We start from the raw sequence: 19,775 nt of genomic DNA, 5'->3' as shown, positions 1-19,775 counted from the left end.
AAATTGAAATAGCGAGACAGAGAAAAGGAACGTAACAAATGAAATAAAAACTTTTTCTGAATATGAGGCCCGACATCTTGCCGATTGTTGTCATAGTTATAAGACAAGTGTTACAATTATCATTAGGTATATACATTTTAGTTTTTTTAATTAGGAGAAAAATTGGCATAACATACATTTGATTTTTATAACGACTGATTGTAATAGAGAAAAAGAAAAACAATCGGAAGTTTTATTTTAATAAAAAGAGGAGCGTATTTCCTATGATCGGTATTTTAAAAAAGGTGTTTGATGTAAATCAACGCCAAATTAAACGTATGCAAAAGACAGTTGAGCAAATTGATGCATTAGAGTCATCTATTAAGCCACTAACTGATGAACAATTAAAAGGAAAGACGCTTGAATTTAAAGAACGTCTAACAAAAGGTGAAACAGTAGATGATTTACTACCTGAAGCTTTTGCAGTTGTTCGCGAAGCGGCAACTCGTGTTCTTGGAATGCGTCCATATGGCGTACAGTTAATGGGTGGTATTGCCTTACATGAAGGGAATATTTCTGAGATGAAAACGGGTGAAGGTAAAACGTTAACATCTACATTACCTGTATATTTAAATGCTTTAACAGGAAAAGGTGTTCACGTTGTTACAGTCAATGAATATTTAGCACAACGTGATGCGAGCGAAATGGGACAACTTCATGAGTTCCTTGGCTTAACGGTAGGAATTAACTTAAATAGTATGTCACGCGAAGAGAAACAAGAGGCTTATGCTGCTGATATTACGTATAGCACAAATAATGAGCTTGGATTCGATTACTTACGTGATAATATGGTTTTATATAAAGAGCAGTGCGTTCAACGTCCACTTCACTTTGCTATTATCGATGAAGTCGATTCTATTTTAGTCGATGAAGCACGTACGCCGCTTATTATTTCAGGACAAGCTCAAAAATCAACAGAGCTATACATGTTTGCAAATGCATTTGTTCGTACGTTAGAAAATGAAAAAGATTATTCATTTGATGTGAAAACGAAAAATGTAATGCTAACAGAAGATGGTATTACGAAAGCAGAGAAAGCTTTCCATATTGAAAACTTATTCGATTTAAAACATGTAGCACTTCTTCACCATATTAATCAGGGGCTTCGTGCACACGTTGTTATGCATCGTGATACAGATTATGTTGTACAAGAAGGCGAAATCGTAATTGTAGACCAATTCACTGGTCGTCTTATGAAAGGTCGTCGTTATAGCGAAGGATTACACCAAGCGATCGAAGCAAAAGAAGGTGTAGAAATTCAAAATGAAAGCATGACGCTTGCAACAATTACATTCCAGAACTACTTCCGTATGTATGAAAAATTATCTGGTATGACTGGTACAGCGAAAACAGAGGAAGAGGAATTCCGTAACATTTACAATATGAACGTTATTGTAATTCCGACAAACAAACCGATTATTCGTGATGATCGTGCCGATTTAATCTTTAAATCAATGGAAGGTAAGTTCAATGCTGTTGTTGAGGATATTGTAAATCGTCATAAAAAAGGACAACCTGTTCTTGTAGGTACAGTTGCAATTGAAACTTCAGAGCTTATTTCAAAAATGTTAACGCGTAAAGGTGTACGTCATAACATCTTAAATGCGAAAAACCATGCTCGTGAAGCAGATATCATTGCAGAGGCTGGTATTAAAGGTGCTGTAACAATCGCGACGAACATGGCAGGTCGTGGTACAGATATTAAGCTTGGAGACGATGTGAAAAACGTTGGTTTAGCAGTTATCGGTACAGAGCGTCACGAAAGTCGTCGTATTGATAATCAGTTACGTGGTCGTGCTGGTCGTCAAGGGGACCCTGGTGTTACGCAGTTCTACTTATCGATGGAAGATGAATTAATGCGCCGATTTGGTTCAGATAATATGAAAGCAATGATGGACCGCCTTGGTATGGATGATTCTCAGCCGATTGAAAGTAAAATGGTTTCTCGTGCGGTAGAATCTGCACAAAAACGTGTTGAAGGAAATAACTATGATGCACGTAAGCAGTTACTGCAATATGATGATGTACTTCGTCAGCAACGTGAAGTTATTTACAAACAGCGTCAAGAGGTAATGGAGTCTGACAACTTACGCGGCATTATTGAAGGTATGATGAAATCTACAGTAGAACGTGCTGTTGCTCTTCATACACAAGAGGAAATTGAAGAAGATTGGAACATTAAAGGTCTTGTTGACTACTTAAATACAAACCTTCTTCAAGACGGAGATGTAAAAGAAGAAGAATTACGTCGCCTTGCTCCTGAGGAAATGAGCGAGCCAATTATTGCGAAATTAATTGAGCGATACAATGAAAAAGAAAAGCTTATGCCAGAAGAGCAAATGCGTGAGTTTGAGAAGGTTGTTGTATTCCGCGTTGTAGATACGAAATGGACAGAGCATATTGATGCGATGGATCACCTTCGTGAAGGTATTCATTTACGTGCTTACGGTCAAATCGATCCACTTCGTGAGTACCAAATGGAAGGATTCGCGATGTTCGAGTCAATGGTTGCTTCTATTGAAGAGGAAATTTCTCGTTACATTATGAAAGCTGAAATTGAACAAAACTTAGAACGTCAAGAAGTTGTTCAAGGTGAAGCTGTTCATCCTTCTAGCGATGGCGAAGAAGCAAAGAAAAAGCCAGTTGTAAAAGGTGACCAAGTGGGCCGCAACGATTTATGTAAATGTGGTAGCGGTAAAAAATATAAAAACTGCTGTGGTATCGTTCAGTAATATAGGACGGTAGCTTAGGCTGTTTTGCAAACTTTTATATCAAAAATGTATAATTAAGAAGGATTAAACTCTCTCCGTAATAAGTGGAGAGAGTTTCCCTTGTTTTCATACGAAAGTAACAGCAATTACATAGAGGTGAAGGAAATGGAATTAGTAGAAATTAGACAGGAATTAGAGAAAATGGCTAAGCGATTAGCGGCTTTTAGGGGGTCTCTTTGACCTCCCTACTAAGGAGAAACAAATTGCAGAATTAGAAGAGAAAATGATGGGCGCAGGATTTTGGGATGACCAACAAGGCGCACAAGCTGTAATTAATGAAGCGAATGCGTTAAAAGATATGGTTGGAAAGTTCCGTCAGTTAGATGAGACGTTCGAAAATTTAGAAATCACGCATGAGCTTTTAAAAGAAGAGTATGATGAAGATTTACATGAGGAATTAGAATCAGAAGTAAAAGGCTTAATTCAAGAAATGAATGAGTATGAGCTTCAGTTACTATTAAGTGATCCTTATGATAAAAATAATGCGATTTTAGAATTACATCCAGGTGCAGGTGGAACTGAGTCACAAGACTGGGGTTCTATGCTATTACGTATGTACACACGCTGGGCTGAAAAACGCGGATTCAAAGTAGAAACGGTTGACTATTTACCAGGTGATGAAGCTGGTATTAAGAGTGTAACTTTATTAATTAAAGGTCATAACGCTTACGGTTACTTAAAAGCAGAGAAAGGTGTACATCGTCTTGTACGTATTTCACCATTCGATTCTTCAGGGCGTCGTCATACATCATTCGTATCTTGTGAAGTTGTACCAGAGTTCAATGATGAAGTTGAAATCGAAGTACGTACAGAAGATTTAAAAATTGATACGTACCGAGCAAGTGGAGCTGGTGGACAGCACGTAAATACGACAGATTCAGCAGTTCGTATTACACATACACCGACAAATACGGTTGTAACATGTCAGTCGGAGCGTTCTCAAATTAAAAACCGTGAGCATGCGATGAAAATGTTAAAAGCGAAATTATATCAAAAGAAACTAGAAGAGCAACAAGCAGAATTAGATGAAATTCGCGGAGAGCAAAAAGAAATCGGATGGGGTAGCCAAATCCGTTCTTACGTATTCCACCCGTATTCTCTTGTAAAAGACCATCGTACAAATACGGAGGTTGGTAACGTACAAGCTGTTATGGATGGAGAGATTGATCCATTTATTGATGCTTACTTACGTTCTCGCATCTAATAAGCGAAAAAAAGCCAACGAAATTGTTGGCGCATGCTGAGGACAATAGAGGATATAAAGAATTTGATTTTATTTTTATAGATGAAGTAAAGAGGAAGAGAAGTTGGAAACGACAACTTCTCTTTTTGATGGGATTATATGTAGATTACAATGCTGTATATTGTTTTGTAAAAAGTAGAGAATAGTAAAATAGAGCGGTAATATGGTAAAGATTTATATAGAACTTTTCTAATTTTCCTTTTAAAAAGGATGCTTTATAGAAGTTTTTTTAGTTGTTCACAGAATTGAAACAACTTATGAAAGCTTTATTTTATCGAGGTTCTCACTGTATTTTTGAGGAATATGAAATACACCTTAGTTTTTCTATATAAAGATAATGCTTATAATGAAAATGAGTGTGTTAGGAATAAAAAGAATATCAACAATGGGGAGCGATAGAAGTGAAAAAGAAATTGTTGGCTATTGCGCTAGGGACATCGGTTGTTTTTGCTTTAGGAGCATGCGGAAATAAAGAAGAGAGTAAGTCTTCGAAACAGTCTGCAAGCACAGACAGCGCAGAACAAATTTTCCAAAGAAGTTGTGCGGGATGTCACGCAACAGATTTATCAGGGGCAACTGGACCTGATTTAAGAAAAGTAGGCGGTAAGTACGACGCTGCAGATATCGAAGAGATTATTAAAAAAGGCCGCGGTTCAATGTCACCAGGACTTATTCAAGGTGAAGATGCGAAAAAAGTGTCTGAATGGTTAGCTGAACATAAATAAAAAAGGTGAAATGGACGAGTTGATAATATAGTCAACTCGTTTTCCTTTTTTCTGGTATGTAACATAACTGTAACAAAAATGTATCCAAATTGGAAACCGTTTGATGTTACAATGGGGTTTGTAGAATTTTGCTGAAATATATTACATAGAGTGGTATTGCTTATGAGAAAGCATAAGTAAACTATCTTCAACAAGGATGACTAAATGAAAATGAAGGATGTCTTTTGTTTTCAGATGTACAGAAAAGTATTTCGAAAAAAATCATTAAGTATTGGGTGATAAATAATGATAAAAATGACGAATGTTTATAAGGAGTACCCGAATGGTATGAAAGCCATTGCTGGTCTTACAGTTAACATTAAACAAGGTGAATTCGTATACGTAGTTGGACCGAGTGGAGCCGGAAAATCTACATTTATTAAAATGATGTATCGTGAAGAGAAACCATCTACAGGATCTATTAATGTAAATGGACTTACTATCGAAACATTGGCAGAAAGAGATGTTCCGTATTTCCGTCGTCAATTAGGCGTGATTTTCCAAGATTTCAAATTGCTACCTAAATTAACGGTATATGAGAATGTTTCGTTTGCTTTAGAAGTAATTGAAGAAGAACCGGATGCAATTCGTGAGCGTGTAACAGAAGTTCTAGGTCTTGTAGGCCTTGAAGATCGTGCAGACGCACTTCCAAGTGAGCTTTCGGGCGGGGAGCAACAACGTGTGGCTATTGCAAGAGCAATTGTAAATAGACCAAAGGTTGTAATTGCCGATGAGCCAACAGGTAACTTAGATATTGAAACAGCTCTTGATATTATGAATATTTTTACTCGCATTAATGAGCGCGGCACAACGATTGTTATGGCGACGCATAATGCAGATATCGTAAATACAATCCGTCATCGTGTAATCGCGATTGAAGGCGGAAAAATTGTTCGAGATGAGATTGAGGGAGGATACGGATATGAAGGCTAAGACCCTTAGTCGACATTTGCGAGAAGGTGTAAAGAATCTATCACGTAACGGATGGATGACATTTGCTTCTGTTAGTGCAGTAACAGTTACATTATTACTTGTAGGTGTCTTTTTAACAGCGATTATGAATATGAACCATTTTGCGACGAAAGTAGAGCAAGATGTAGAGATTCGTGTACACATTGATCCAGCTGCAAAAGAAGCGGATCAAAAGAAATTAGAAGAAGATATGAGTAAGATTGCAAAAGTAGATTCTATTAAATATTCTTCTAAAGAAGAAGAGTTAAAACGTTTAATTAAAAGCTTAGGTGATAGTGGAAAAACGTTTGAGTTATTTGAACAAGATAACCCACTTAAAAACGTATTCGTTGTAAAAGCGAAAGAACCAACCGATACAGCGACAATCGCGAAGAAGGTTGAAAAAATGCAGTTTGTTAGTAATGTTCAGTACGGAAAAGGGCAAGTTGAACGATTATTTGATACTGTAAAAACTGGTCGTAACATTGGGATTGCGTTAATTGCTGGTCTTTTATTCACAGCGATGTTCTTAATCTCTAATACAATTAAAATTACAATTTATGCTCGTAGTACAGAAATTGAAATTATGAAACTTGTTGGTGCAACAAACTGGTTTATTCGTTGGCCATTCTTGCTAGAGGGATTATTCTTAGGAGTATTAGGATCAATTATTCCAATTGGCCTAATTCTAATTACGTATAATTCGTTGCAAGGTGTGTTTAATGAAAAACTTGGCGGAACAATTTTCGAGCTTCTACCATACAGTCCATTCGTATTCCAATTAGCTGGTTTACTAGTGTTAATCGGTGCTTTAATCGGTATGTGGGGAAGTGTAATGTCAATTCGTCGCTTCTTAAAAGTATAAAAAGTTGCAAACATAATTCGTACAAGCTTATCATATAGTAGAAATAGGTAAAGGCATCACACACTGTGTGATGCCTTTTGCTACACCACCTGTGTGTTTTGGAAAGGGGAATTCCGCATTGAAACGTAGAGTTGCAATTATTGGAATGGTTGTTGCATTTTTAATTGGTGCTGGCGGAATGTTTGCAGGCATGTCTGTATTTGGGGTTAACCCATCAGAAGTAACGCAAACAATTTCGAGTGGGAATGCTAGCACTGCGCAAGGGAATTTGGCAAAAATTAATGAGGCGTATGCACTAATTGATTCACGTTATGTGGAAGACGTGAAAGATGAAAAGTTAGTTGAAGGTGCAATACAAGGTATGTTGTCTACGCTGAAGGACCCTTATTCCACGTATATGGATAAAGAAACAGCCAAACAGTTTAGTGAATCGCTTGATCCCGAATTAGAGGGGATTGGGGCTGAGGTGAACAAGACGGACGGTAAGCTTATTATCGTATCGCCAATTAAAGGTTCACCAGCAGAAAAGATAGGAATTAAACCGAATGACCAAATTTTATCTGTAGATGGAAACAGTGTGAAAGACTTATCACGTGAAGAAGCAGTATTAAAAATTCGTGGTAAAAAGGGAACGACTGTCGCAATTGAAATTAAACGTGCGGGAGTAACTGATCCGATTGTATTTAAAATTAAGCGTGAAAAGATTCCGATCTTTACAGTATTTAGTTCTGTGAAGCAAGAGAGCGGAAAAGATATCGGTTATATGCAAATCACTTCTTTTGCTGAAAATACAGCGAAAGAATTTAAGGATCAGTTAAAAGAGTTAGAGAAGAAAAATATAAAAGGCTTAGTTATTGACGTGCGTGGTAATCCTGGTGGCTACTTAAATAGTGTAGAAGATATACTAGGGGAAATTATGACGAATAAAAAGCCGATGCTACAAGTAGAGCAGCGAAATGGTGAGAAGAAGAAATTCTCTACGGAATTGAAAGAGAGAAAACCATATCCAATTTCAGTATTAATTGATAATGGAAGTGCTTCTGCTTCAGAGATTTTAGCGGGTGCGCTAAAAGAAGGAGAAGGATACGATTTAATTGGTGAAAAGACATTTGGTAAAGGTACTGTCCAGCAAGCTGTTCCATTTAAAGACGGCAGCAACATTAAATTAACGATGTTTAAATGGTTAACACCGGATGGGAACTGGATTCATAAAAAAGGAATCGCGCCAACAGTAGAAGTGAAGCAACCAAATTATTATCATGCGACACCAATTCAAATTGAAAAAACACTTTCATACAATTCAAATGATGTACAAGTAAAACATGCTCAGGAAATGCTTAAGAGCTTAGGTTATGTACCAGGTCGTGAAGATGGATACTTTAGTAAAGAGACAGAATCGGCTCTGAAAGCATTCCAAAATGCAAATGAAATGGAAGCGACAGGACAGCTTGATAAAAAGACAGCTGAAGCGATTCAAACTAAAATTATCGAAAAAATCCGTTCTGGAGAAAATGATCTACAATTACAGTCAGCATTAAAATTAATGGCAAAATAAGAAGAAATACAGGCAGTTTGCTGCCTGTATTTTTTTGTGTTAAACAAACGTTTGTTTAGTTATGATAATATAAAAAGAAAGAATGATATAAATGGTGGTGAATGAGTTCGTGGAGGCGTGGATTTTTGAAATAATGCGGGCAGTTGGACGTTTTTTCTTACACCCTGCTGTCTATATATTTGTAATAAGTAGTATCTTCGTTGGATACTTACGTATGTTAAGAGAACGAAAAGATTTTTCTTTTAAAGTTTATGATATTTGGTTTGAACTGCGAACCTCTCTATTTGCAGGGATTGGATACGGATTAGTAGTATCTATTATTACGATTGGGCTTGGACTTGTTGTTTCTAAAGCAAGCTTATGGGCCATTTTAATTTGGACGTTACTATTTGGATTAACGGCTATGTATCGATATTTATCGGCGGCTTATACATTTAGCATTGCGATTGTATGTGTTCTATTATCTTCTAAGCTACCAGTTTCCTTTTTACAGCTTCGAGAAGGTGAAGAGAGTACCATTGTATCCCTTGTTATTTTACTAGGCGTTATGCTTATTGTAGAAGGCTTATTGATTTCTAAAAACGCAGTAGGATATTCGACGCCGAGGATTAGGCAGGGAAAGCGTGGATTAAAGATTGGTTTACACGAATCAAAGCGTTTATGGATCGTTCCTATTTTTATTCTTGTACCGGGTGATGCGGTAACGCAGTTTATTTCATGGTGGCCTGTCGTTTCAATAGGTTCAAATACATATTCTCTATTCCTCATTCCATTTTTAATTGGATTTATGAGAAATATTAAAAGTTATGAGCCGACGGAAGCTTTATTATTTACAGGAAGACGGGTTTATGGGTTAGCAGGACTTGTGCTCGTTTTAGGAATCGCAAGTTACTGGTGGCACGTACTTGCAATTATCGCGATGGGAGTCGCTATGCTTGGGCGTTTCACAATTTCGATGCAAGAAAAAATTGCCGATGAAACAAGACCAGCGTATTTTGCTGCACGCAATGATGGGCTCGTTGTACTAGATACAATTCCAAATACAATTGGAGCAGAGCTGAAATTACTGCCTGGAGAAATTATTACGAAAGTAAATGGAGTCATTCCAAAAAGCGCCGAGGAATTTTATGATGCGCTTCAAACGAAGACGACAGGAGCATTTTGTAAATTAGAAGTATTAGATACAAATGGTGAGCTTCGTCTTGCACAAACTGCATTATATGCTGGTGGACATCACGAATTAGGTATTGTATTCGTTGAACAGGAGCATGAGTGGGATTCAGAAGCGATGTAATAGAAGGAATGGTATCACCTTGTGGTGGTACCTTTTTTGTTTTTGGGGGATGGGAGAGTAGTTAGTAAATGAAATTTATATCGGCGGTTTTGCAAATATATCAGCGCAACTCGAAATATATCGGCGATTATTCGAATATATCGACTTTCCAGCAAAAAACGACAACTATCGCAAAGCTTATTTTCAGTTTCATAGACGGATAACTTGAATAATTATTTGATAATGGTTATCATTTAGGGAGTCTTTTTAATTTTGGAAAATGGAGGTAAGATATGCTGCGTAAATTTTTCTCGTACTATAAACCGTATAAAGGTTTATTTATACTCGACTTTTCTTGTGCGGTTGTCGCAGGATTATTAGAACTCGGCTTCCCGCTTATCGTAAATCAATTTATTGATAAGTTATTGCCAGGGCAAAACTGGACGCTTATTTTATGGGCTTGTTTCGGTTTACTCGCAGTTTATATGTTAAATGCAGGCTTACAATATGTCGTTACATATTGGGGACATATGCTTGGTGTTAACATTGAAACAGATATGAGGCAGAAATTATTTGATCATATTCAAAAGCTATCATTCAGATTTTTTGATAATAATAAAACAGGTCATTTAATTTCACGCCTTACAAACGATTTAATGGAAATTGGGGAAATTGCTCACCATGGACCAGAAGATTTATTTATCGCCGTAATGACTTTAGTTGGGGCATTCTCATTTATGATGATGATCAACTGGAAGTTAGCGTTATTAACGTTCTTCGTCATTCCATTCCTATTATGGTTAGCGCTGTACTTCAATAAAAAAATGACAGGTACATTTAGACGTTTATTCTCAGATGTTGCTGATTTCAATGCATGTATTGAGAACAACGTTGGTGGTATTCGCGTTGTACAAGCATTCGGAAATGAAAAGTTTGAGAAAGAGCAATTTGCTGTGAACAACGCTCGTTTCCGTACAACGAAATTAATGGCGTATAAAATTATGGCGTTAAATTCGTCGATTAGTTATATGCTCATGCGTCTCGTAACGCTCTTCGTCTTAATATGCGGTACATGGTTTGTTCTGCAAGGAGAATTAACGTACGGTGGATTTATCGGATTCGTTCTATTAACGAATATTTTCTTCCGCCCAATTGAAAAAATTAACGCGGTAATCGAAAGCTATCCAAAAGGAATCGCCGGTTTTAAAAGATATGTAGAGCTTCTTGAAACAGAGCCTGACATTGTAGACTCTAAAGATGCAATGGAAGTGAAGCATGTACACGGTGATATTCAATATAACAACATTACGTTTGGATATGAAAACAAAGAACCGATTTTAAATGACATTAGTTTGAAAATACATGCAGGTGAAACAGTTGCGTTCGTTGGACCATCAGGAGCTGGGAAAACGACGTTATGTAGCCTATTACCACGTTTTTACGAGCAATCATCTGGATCGATTCAAATTGATGGAATTGATACGAAAGATATGACATTATCTTCACTTCGTAAGCAAATTGGAATTGTGCAGCAAGATGTGTTCTTATTCTCAGGAACAATTCGTGAAAATATCGCTTACGGAAATTTAAAAGCATCAGAAGCTGAAATTTGGCAGGCAGTAAAACGTGCGCAGTTAGAAGATTTAATTTACTCACAGCCGGACGGTTTAGATACTGTTATCGGTGAGCGCGGCGTGAAACTTTCAGGTGGGCAAAAGCAGCGTCTAGCGATTGCTCGTATGTTCTTGAAAAACCCGCCAATTTTAATATTGGATGAAGCAACTTCTGCGTTAGATACAGAGACGGAACTTGCGATTCAAAAATCGCTTGCGGAGCTATCTGTTGGTCGTACAACATTAGTTATCGCTCACAGACTAGCAACGATTAAAAATGCAGATCGCATCGTCGTTGTAAATAAAGATGGTATTGCAGAACAAGGTTCACATAATGAATTAATTGAGCAAGGCGGAGGATACAGTAGGTTATACGAAGCTCAGTTTAGTTCGTAAATATAATTTGTACTGAATTAGTGCACCATAAGTAGGTAAAAATCTCATATGGGAGGCTATAAAGTATGATTGTAACAACAACTTCTACAATTCAAGGGAAAGAGATTATTGATTATGTCGATATCGTGAATGGAGAAGCGATTATGGGTGCAAATATCGTTCGTGATCTTTTCGCTTCTGTCCGTGATGTTGTCGGTGGTCGCTCAGGCGCTTACGAAAGCAAATTGAAAGAAGCACGTGACATCGCAATGGAAGAGATGAAAACTCTTGCAAGACAAAAAAATGCGAATGCCATCGTTGGTATCGACGTGGATTACGAAGTAGTTCGCGAAGGGATGCTAATGGTTGCTGTGAGCGGGACTGCTGTCCGTATCTAAAGTGAGAAGCCGTGCTGATGCACGGCTTTTTGTATTCTATGTCGAAGATTCAATATTTCTTGGGAAATGCGGAAGGTCCCGTCGATATATAGGGAAGACATTAGAGTGCTTCTTTACATTTCCGGATTTTAACTAATAATGTTTCGTATTCTTGTTCGAGAGATGAGATATCATTGTGATGATTTGGTATGGAAATTCGGCCGATGACTTCTGTTAATTTTGTTTGTAATCGTAACAACTCTTGCTCAGTAACGTTTACAGAATCTCCGGTGGTTCTTTTTGTGTATTGCTCGTAATTACCGTGGAATACTCTAGGTTCACTCTCATCTACTTGTAGAATATGGTCTGCAACAGAGCGAATAAAGGCACGGTCATGGCTAATGAAAAGTATTGTGCCAGGATATTCTTGTAACATGGTTTCTAATTCTTCTTGCGTTGCTAAGTCTAAATAGTTTGTCGGTTCATCTAGCAGAAGCATATTATAGTTTCCTAAAAATACTTTTGCGAGTGCAACCTTCATTCGTTCACCCCCGCTTAGAACGTGCACAGGTTTATGAACATCCTCACGGCGGAATAGAAGCCGTGCAAGTATTGTGCGAACGAATGCTTCTGTATAGTTTGTTTCTTCTAGAACATTTTCTAAAATGGTTTTATCTGTTTTTAAAATAGATAATGTTTGTTCGAAGTATCCAATTTTACAACTTTTCGATAGCTGCATGCCACGCTCGTTTGTGAGAAGCATGTTGAACAAAGTGGTTTTGCCGCTTCCATTTGCCCCTAAAACGGCAAGCTTTGCACCAGGGGCAATAGTTCCATTCATATTTTTAAATAGTATACGGTCGCCTATTTTCTTTGTTGCTTTATTGAATTGTACTGCCACCTTACTATGAATGGGTGTATGGTATTGCACGTCAAATTGAGCTTGAGAAAGATCCTTTGGCTTTTCCTTCTTTTCTAGTTTTTCGAGACGTGTCTCTAATGCTTTCGCTGCTTTACTAACCTGTTCTTGGCCATGAGCTCCATTTAACCTATAAAGTCTAGATTCAGATGAACTGAACCGTGTTGGGATTTTTTTCATGTTAGAAGCACGTTGCTTTCTTTGTAGAATGGACTGTTCTAAACGATTTTTTTCTTGTATATATTGCTCATATTCTGCTTGTTTTTGTATTCGTTCACGTTCTTTTTGTTTTCGATAGTTTGAATAATTACCTTTGTACTCTTGAATAATACCGTCTTCAATTTCAATAATTTTGGTACATATATTATCTAGAAATTCACGGTCATGCGATATTAAAACAAGTGCCCCTTTATAAGATGAAAGTGCCTTTTCTAATTGCTCTGTACCGACCATATCTAAGTGGCTTGTTGGTTCATCAGCGAATAAAATGCCTGCATTTTATTCGAGAGCATGCGCAATCTTTAGTCGCATTCGTTCACCGCCGCTCATTGCGTCGGTAACGTTTGAAATACTCCATTTTCCTTTTGCGAGAGAAGAAGCGGTTTCCGGTAGTTCTTCGCTGAGCTGAGGAATGATGCTGATAGAACTATGATGAGTTACTATGCCTCTGTCAGCTTCTATTTCTTTACTTAATATTTGCAATAACGTAGATTTACCAGCTCCGTTGACTCCGACAATTCCTATGCGATCCTGTGCTTGAATTTCCAGTGATGGTAATGTAAATAGTGTGCGATCACCAAAGCTCTTTTCAATATTACGTGCGAATAAAATAGTCATAAAAAAACCTCCCTAGTTTCACTAGAGAGGATAAACGTCGCCCTTGTATGTAAAAAATCGTACATAAATAAACGATTTTTTACATGATCGTTTCGAAAGAAAGTATCGACAAATGGACAGACTAATCCCCTGCTAGTTTTCATCATTTTTGTTCACTATTTGTGATGGATGAAATAAATAAGAGAATTAGAACTTCATTGGTCAAAGTACCTTCCTTTCATAATATTACTTTTATTGTATGCGCATACAAAAGGGTTTGTCAAACTTATTTCTGTTCGCTATTTTTGAATTTATTATTATACAATTGTGCTTTTGCCAGCGCCTCAGCATCGTTTTTAATTTCATCCAGTCCATTCGCATCTCCAATAACATAACCTTCAAATGAAGAACCAACAAAATCAAAGATATATTGGAATTGAGCAATAAGCGGTAATGCTTTTAGCTTTGGATTATCCCCGCCAACGATGACAACATACATTTTTTTGCCTTTCATTTTTTCTTTGAAATGAAGAGATGTATCGCGCAAGCTTTGTGACCAGCGATCAACAAAGTTTTTCATATGTCCACTCATTCCGTACCAATATAATGGTGTAGCAAAGATAATCGTGTCGTGCTCTAGCATGCGTTTGGTTAACTGCTCATAGTCATCATTTACGGATTGGAATCCTTCTGCATCATGACGTTGGTCTGTAATAGGATAGACGGTATGATCACGCAAATAAATTTGTTCTGTTTCAATGTCCTCTATCATCATATGTGTTAAAGCTTCTGTATTTCCGTTTTGTCTTGAACTGCCATGTATAACAAACATGTAATCATTCCTTTTCTTTTGCTTGTTTTAGGAGTGAAACGTGTTTTTGCAAATTCGCTTGGATGTTGGAAAGTAATGTGATTTGCTTTGTTACTTCATTGAGTTTATCTTCGTAAAGCGTAAGGATACTGCTACACGGATTGTCGTACAGGTGCGGTTCAATTTCAAGGCAGCGCAGCATCCTTGCCGTCTCTTCTAAATTTAAGCCAATTTGTAAGTACATTTGAATAAGCTCCACTTTTTCGATGGCACTTTCATCAAAATCACGGTAACCATTTGCAAGGCGCTTAGTAGGGAGTAAGCCCTTTTCTTCGTAATGTCTTAGTGATCTTTCACTAACGCCAGTTTCTTTTGATAATTCTCCAATTCGCAATGCGTTTCACTCCTTCTACATGTATTGTAAACCTTCACACTAATGTGAGGGTCAACTCTGTTTTTTCGCAAAAGAATCTACATGATTTAAGAACACTTGAATGGCTTTAGATGGAATGAAATATTTACCGCGTACGATGGAAAACGGACGGATTAGTTGTTCATTTGGAACTTCGACGTGGAATAGTTCTTTTGCTAATAGCTCTTTCCGTACAGTCCAATCAGAAAGGATAGCGATGCCAAGCCCGGCACTAACAGCTTCCTTTACGCTTTGGATACTACTGAATGTAAAGAATCGTTTCATTTTTAAATGGTGTTGATGAATAAAGCGGTCACTATAAGCGCGTGTACCAGAACCACTTTCTCTTAATACCCATACTTGATCTTGGAGTGTACTTTCATTTATTTCATTTGTGCGGAGTAATGGATGATTTGGCGGGACGACGAGCTTCATTTCATCTTGCATAAATGTTTCAACATCTACGTCGGCGTATACGACTTGTCCTTCCACTAGGCCGATATCAATTTGATTAGAGCGAAGGCTTTGCAAAACGTCTTCTGTATTTGAGATGAAAGTATGAACTTCGACGTGTGGATTTTCATTCGCATAGTTAGCCAGTATTTTTGGAAGTAAGTATTCGCCAATTGTAAAACTAGCACCAATGCGAAGTGTTCCTGTTACAACGTTATGTAGTTCATTAATTTCTTGTTTAGCATCTTCGTAAAGAGAGAGCATTTGCTTTGCATGTATATATAATATGTTTCCAGCTTCCGTAACTTGGACGTGCTTCGGGGAGCGTTGAATAAGTGTAGTGCCAAATTCGTTTTCTAAGTTGCGTATATGCATACTTACTCCAGGCTGTGAAAGGTTTAATAATTCTGCTGCACGGGAGAAGTGTTTCTGTTCAACGACAGTAACAAAAATTTTTAAAATGTCTACGTTCATATAATGGGCTCCTTTCTTTTTCTATCATCTTATCATAAGTATTTCTGATGATAGAGATTTGGTATTGGTATTAAACTTATTATAGAAACTCTCTTATAATGTAAGTAGAAAGAACATGCATGTTCCAATACGATTATTGGAGTGGTTCAAAATGGAACAAACACTTGTTATACAAAAGAAGAAGCGTTTTGGATTTTCGCAAGGAATTGGGATTACATTATTAATCGCAATTGCCGCGAAATATTTAGCAGAGCTTCCATTTTTAAATATTATGGGACAATTAGTAATTGCTATTCTAATTGGGATGGTTTGGCGCGCTGCAATTGGAGTTCCTCACGATGCGATAGCAGGAACGAACTTTGCGAGTAAGAAGTTGCTGCGCTTTGGGATCATCTTACTTGGAATGCGATTAAATCTTGTTGATATTGCGAAGGCGGGACCGAAAGTATTGGTCATCGCGGCGGTTGTTATTACATTTACTATTTTTGTTGTATACGGACTAACGAAAGTATTTAAAGTAGAAAAGAAACTTGGGATTTTAACAGCATGCGGTACGGCAATTTGCGGCGCAGCCGCGGTCGTGGCAATTGCACCGCAAGTCAAAGCGAAGGACGATGAAACAGCAGTTGGGGCAGCAATCATCGCGATTTTAGGTACCATATTTACGCTTATTTATACGTTATTATATCCAGTGCTTGGTTTATCTCCGTACGGTTATGGTGTATTCTCAGGTGCGACGCTTCATGAAATCGCTCATGTCATCGCAGCTGCGGCGCCAGGAGGAAGTACTGCTGTAGACATCGCAGTTATTGTGAAGTTAACGCGCGTAGCAATGCTTGTGCCAGTAGCGATTTTAATTGGTCTATGGTTTGGTAAGAGTGAAGGTAGCAAAGAAAAGAAATCGTGGCGCGAACTTCCAATACCATGGTTCATTTTCGGGTTCTTAGCGATGAGTGCAGTGCATTCCCTCGGGATTATTCCAGAAGTTGTTGCGGGATACATTGTTGTTCTTGCTTACATGCTTATCGCAATGGCGATGGCAGGGCTCGGTTTAAATGTAGAGTTTAAAACGTTCCGTAAATTAGGAAGTAAAGCATTTGTGGCGGGGCTGATTGGCTCGGTTTGCTTATCGGTTCTTGGATACGTTCTTGTATATGCGTTAGGATTTATGTAGTAGAGGAGAAAGCTGTTCCCGAAGGTGTTTGGGGACAGCTTTTTCTTATGATTATAGTAGCGCTACGGATGTCGATATATTTGGAAAATCGCCGATATAAATGGAGTTGCGCTGATATATTTGGGAAATCGCCGATATATTTAGAAAATCGCTGATATAAATTGAATTACTCTTGTACTTTGTTAGAGTAGATGTTCAATGAAACATTTTTCCAAAATTTGTAAAGATATCTTTACTTGTAACTGGAAAATATTTATAATTTAAGTAAAGATATCTTTACTTTTGAAGGTGGATCCTATGGGTGTGAAAAATAAAATAAAAGAGTTAAGAAAGCAAAATCATATAACACAAGTTGAAATGGCAAAGGCGATGCAGGTGACGCGGCAGACGATAGTGGCGATTGAAAATCATCATTACAATCCGAGTCTAGAGTTATCTTTAAAAATTGCCAAATATTTTGGGGTGAAGGTGGAGGAAATCTTTACGCTGGAGTAAGGGGAGAGAAATGGTAGGAAAACGAGCATAGCGATAGGGGGAATAAAAAATGCAGGATGAGTTTGAGAGATTTCAGTCAGATAAAGCGTTTAAATATGTAGGGTTATTTTTTACGATTAGTTTAGCGATATGGAGTTTATATAATTTAATTGTTGATGGAAATGCTGGTATGCCGTTTGTTTTATTTGTACTAGGGCAGTGGGTGTATTTTCTTGTGAACTATTGGCCGAAGTGGAAATATAGAAATCGAAAAGAGGCTGATCATGTATGAGTAAGAGAGAGGTCATGAGATTCGTAGGGAGTTTGCTTGTAGCAGGAATTCTTTTAAATACGAGTTTAATGATTTTAAGTATTTCGTGGGGAACTATTTTTATATCGAATGTAGCGCTAGTCATTTTATATGGAATTTCGGAATATAAAGAGCAGAAGCGTTTGAAAGAAGAGGGAGTACCATCAATTGATGAGCGAGTTGTGAACAAGATGAAGTCATATTTTATGATTTGTATTACAAGCTTCGTTTTCTTGTTTATTATGTATCTTTGTGTAAATAAGTATTTAGATAGGCAAGCAGTACATGTAACTGAGCTATTATATATTGCTATTTTTGGTGTATTAATTAGTATCGCATCAACGAGTGTGTTAGCAACAAGGAATAATAGATAGAAAAAGGGGAACTGGGATGGGATTACCGGTGTTATGTGTCGCTACAGCTATATTTTCGCTTCTTTGGGGAATGCAAAACTTTTCTCGTAATCCAGTGCCGAGTATTTGTATTATGATTGGTACTGTAGGTTTATCGTATTATTTATTATTATTAGCCCATTATCATAAAACGGCAACGAGTGTTGTTGTTGGAGCACTTATTTTATTTTGTGGGCGCGCCATACAAAAGGGGTTATTTCCATAAAAGCTGTTTATACATTTTGTATAAACAGCTTTTTGTATTTTTTTTACAAAAAGCTTGAAAGTTACGTAACGTCATCTTTTATAATGAAAGGGAAGAGGTGATGGTAGTGATTTCAATACAAGAATTGACGAGAGAAACAGGGGTTACAGTACGTACACTACGTTATTATGATCAAATAGATTTATTAAAGCCGAGCGGAAAAACAGAGGGTGGACATCGGTTATATAGTGAAAATGACGTTATTCGTTTGCAACAAATTTTATTTTTAAAAGAAATGGGATTTTCATTAAAAGAAACTGCGAATATGTTAGTAAAAGGTGAGCTGGATTTAAAAAATTCGCTTGAAAAACAACTTCGGTTTGTACAGGAAGAACAAAAGAAATTTAATCGAATGGAGAGTGTTTTACAAGCAGTTGTTTATTCGGTAGATGTGGAGGGAGAACTCGATTGGAAAGTTATGTTTGAACTGATTCAGCTTTCGAAGCAGTCTCCTCGTATACGTGAAATATTTCAAAATGAAGTATTTTCAAAGGAAGAACAAAAATTGCTTCATAATTTACCAAACATGAGTAAGGAAGATCCGAATGTTTTAGAATGGGTAGATTTATTAAAGCAATTACGCACTTTTATGAAAGACGGTAAAGAAGCTGCTAGTGATGAGGTACAAGGGGCAATGAAGAGATTAATGCAGAAGTGTTTAGAAATGGCCAATGGTGATGAAGCGTTTTTAGATAAGTTATGGGAAGTTAGAAAATCGAAGGAAGATTCACAGAAAATGAGCATGTATCCAATTGAAGAAGAACTTTTACTATATATGGATGAAGCTTTTCGTATTTATGATGAAAAGGAGAGGGATAAATGAGTATGCTCGCAGAATATCGTTGGTATTTTTTAATTGGGGCAGAAATTGTATTTTGGTTATCGGCTATCGGTTTCTTTTTACTCCGTTACGGATTTCGTTTGAAAAAGGCGAGTTTTATTATGGGGATTGTACTACTCGTAAACGAAGTATTCATTTTAACCTTAGGGGTAGTGGACTATTATCAAACAGGAAAGTTCTCTAACTTTCAAATTATTACTGTAATTATTTTATTGTATGCAGTTTTCTACGGGAAAAAGGATTTGAAGAAGCTTGATATATTTGTGCAAAAATCAGTTGCGAAATGGCGGAATGAGCCGGCGCCTATTATAGAAGAACAGGTAGAATTAACAGGTATGGCTTATGCGAAGCAGGAAATAAAGAATTGGGTATTGCACCTTAGTTTGTTTGTTGTTGTGCATATTTTCTTTTTCTTTCTGTACGGTTTCGTACCATTTGAACAATGGGGGAATTGGTTAGAATCAGGAATCGTTTTAAATAAAGCAGCAAGTCGCGTTAGCCAAGTTTGGGCGATTATACTTTTAGTGGATACAGCTATTTCATTTTCATATGTTCTTTTTCCGAAGAAGGAGAAAGGTAACAAGAAGCTACTTTCTTAGGGGAAAGTA

Annotated in this window: 19 protein-coding genes and 1 pseudogene; 16 read left to right on the top strand and 4 right to left on the bottom strand. The window is 37.2% G+C overall.

The window, feature by feature from the left end:
- The first annotated feature begins 263 nt into the window (after positions 1 to 263).
- The 9 genes from secA to MR136_RS08985 all read left to right on the top strand — a co-directional run bounded on the left by secA (position 264) and on the right by MR136_RS08985 (position 11,847).
- Complete coding sequence (gene secA / locus MR136_RS09025; RefSeq protein ID WP_000579385.1) at positions 264 to 2,771, top strand: preprotein translocase subunit SecA; 2,508 nt, start codon at positions 264 to 266, stop codon at positions 2,769 to 2,771.
- A gap of 144 nt (positions 2,772 to 2,915) precedes the next feature.
- Positions 2,916 to 4,014, top strand: a protein-coding gene (gene prfB, locus MR136_RS09020; RefSeq protein WP_096001716.1) for a peptide chain release factor 2 whose coding sequence is annotated in 2 segments (ribosomal slippage) — positions 2,916 to 2,987 and positions 2,989 to 4,014 — 1,098 coding nt in all. Because the reading frame shifts where the segments join, the coding sequence is not laid out codon by codon here.
- A gap of 440 nt (positions 4,015 to 4,454) precedes the next feature.
- Positions 4,455 to 4,778 (top strand): cytochrome c551, encoded by a 324-nt coding sequence (gene cccB / locus MR136_RS09015; RefSeq protein WP_000727971.1) that lies wholly within the window; start codon positions 4,455 to 4,457, stop codon positions 4,776 to 4,778.
- A 285-nt stretch (positions 4,779 to 5,063) separates the two neighbouring features.
- Positions 5,064 to 5,750 (top strand): cell division ATP-binding protein FtsE, encoded by a 687-nt coding sequence (ftsE, locus tag MR136_RS09010; RefSeq protein WP_000594321.1) that lies wholly within the window; start codon positions 5,064 to 5,066, stop codon positions 5,748 to 5,750.
- Positions 5,740 to 6,633: a permease-like cell division protein FtsX gene (ftsX, locus tag MR136_RS09005; protein WP_000645027.1), complete on the top strand. Its 894-nt coding sequence runs from the start codon at positions 5,740 to 5,742 to the stop codon at positions 6,631 to 6,633. The genes ftsE and ftsX overlap by 11 nt, the downstream gene beginning before the upstream one ends.
- 118 nt (positions 6,634 to 6,751) lie before the next feature.
- Entirely contained in the window at positions 6,752 to 8,188 is a 1,437-nt protein-coding gene (locus tag MR136_RS09000) for a S41 family peptidase (protein WP_000830313.1), read from the top strand.
- 91 nt (positions 8,189 to 8,279) lie between these two features.
- On the top strand, positions 8,280 to 9,482 hold the full coding sequence (locus tag MR136_RS08995; protein ID WP_017674302.1) for a PDZ domain-containing protein: 1,203 nt from the start codon (positions 8,280 to 8,282) through the stop codon (positions 9,480 to 9,482).
- 272 nt (positions 9,483 to 9,754) lie between these two features.
- The gene (locus MR136_RS08990) at positions 9,755 to 11,470 is read left to right on the top strand and encodes an ABC transporter ATP-binding protein (RefSeq protein WP_000944620.1); all 1,716 of its coding nucleotides are present in this window, start codon (positions 9,755 to 9,757) and stop codon (positions 11,468 to 11,470) included.
- Between the two features lie 65 nt (positions 11,471 to 11,535).
- Entirely contained in the window at positions 11,536 to 11,847 is a 312-nt protein-coding gene (locus tag MR136_RS08985) for a YbjQ family protein (protein ID WP_000637521.1), read from the top strand.
- Positions 11,848 to 11,947: 100 nt separating this feature from the next.
- Here MR136_RS08985 and abc-f read toward each other — a convergent pair.
- The 4 genes and pseudogenes from abc-f to MR136_RS08965 form a co-directional block, all read right to left on the bottom strand.
- Positions 11,948 to 13,582: pseudogene (gene abc-f / locus MR136_RS08980) on the bottom strand (ribosomal protection-like ABC-F family protein).
- 265 nt (positions 13,583 to 13,847) lie between these two features.
- Positions 13,848 to 14,393, bottom strand: a complete 546-nt coding sequence (locus tag MR136_RS08975; RefSeq protein WP_000497611.1) for a flavodoxin family protein — start codon at positions 14,391 to 14,393, stop codon at positions 13,848 to 13,850.
- A gap of 4 nt (positions 14,394 to 14,397) precedes the next feature.
- On the bottom strand, positions 14,398 to 14,766 hold the full coding sequence (locus MR136_RS08970) for a MerR family transcriptional regulator (protein ID WP_001219225.1): 369 nt from the start codon (positions 14,764 to 14,766) through the stop codon (positions 14,398 to 14,400).
- Positions 14,767 to 14,817: 51 nt separating this feature from the next.
- Entirely contained in the window at positions 14,818 to 15,711 is an 894-nt protein-coding gene (locus MR136_RS08965; protein WP_001099987.1) for a LysR family transcriptional regulator, read from the bottom strand.
- A gap of 151 nt (positions 15,712 to 15,862) precedes the next feature.
- On the opposite strand from MR136_RS08965, the gene MR136_RS08960 reads away from it, so the two are divergent.
- From MR136_RS08960 to MR136_RS08930, 7 genes are all read left to right on the top strand, one after another.
- Positions 15,863 to 16,885, top strand: a complete 1,023-nt coding sequence (locus MR136_RS08960; protein ID WP_000438432.1) for a YeiH family protein — start codon at positions 15,863 to 15,865, stop codon at positions 16,883 to 16,885.
- Positions 16,886 to 17,182: 297 nt separating this feature from the next.
- Complete coding sequence (locus MR136_RS08955; protein ID WP_000538364.1) at positions 17,183 to 17,380, top strand: helix-turn-helix transcriptional regulator; 198 nt, start codon at positions 17,183 to 17,185, stop codon at positions 17,378 to 17,380.
- Between the two features lie 49 nt (positions 17,381 to 17,429).
- Positions 17,430 to 17,651 (top strand): hypothetical protein, encoded by a 222-nt coding sequence (locus MR136_RS08950; RefSeq protein ID WP_001150199.1) that lies wholly within the window; start codon positions 17,430 to 17,432, stop codon positions 17,649 to 17,651.
- Positions 17,648 to 18,043 carry a hypothetical protein gene (locus MR136_RS08945; RefSeq protein WP_000043992.1) on the top strand — a complete coding sequence of 132 codons (396 nt, stop codon included), beginning with the start codon at positions 17,648 to 17,650 and terminating at the stop codon, positions 18,041 to 18,043. The genes MR136_RS08950 and MR136_RS08945 overlap by 4 nt, the downstream gene beginning before the upstream one ends.
- A gap of 16 nt (positions 18,044 to 18,059) precedes the next feature.
- On the top strand, positions 18,060 to 18,287 hold the full coding sequence (locus tag MR136_RS08940; protein WP_000524139.1) for a hypothetical protein: 228 nt from the start codon (positions 18,060 to 18,062) through the stop codon (positions 18,285 to 18,287).
- A 100-nt stretch (positions 18,288 to 18,387) separates the two neighbouring features.
- The gene (locus MR136_RS08935) at positions 18,388 to 19,149 is read left to right on the top strand and encodes a MerR family transcriptional regulator (RefSeq protein ID WP_031312396.1); all 762 of its coding nucleotides are present in this window, start codon (positions 18,388 to 18,390) and stop codon (positions 19,147 to 19,149) included.
- Positions 19,146 to 19,766 (top strand): hypothetical protein, encoded by a 621-nt coding sequence (locus tag MR136_RS08930; protein WP_242259333.1) that lies wholly within the window; start codon positions 19,146 to 19,148, stop codon positions 19,764 to 19,766. The genes MR136_RS08935 and MR136_RS08930 overlap by 4 nt, the downstream gene beginning before the upstream one ends.
- The last annotated feature ends 9 nt before the right edge of the window (positions 19,767 to 19,775 follow it).

The organism is Bacillus cereus group sp. BfR-BA-01311 (assembly GCF_022664295.1).
Classification (GTDB): Bacteria; Bacillota; Bacilli; order Bacillales; family Bacillaceae_G; genus Bacillus_A; species Bacillus_A cereus.
The sequence above is the reverse complement of the archived record's forward strand: the minus strand, read 5'-3'. Positions and strand labels throughout refer to the sequence as shown.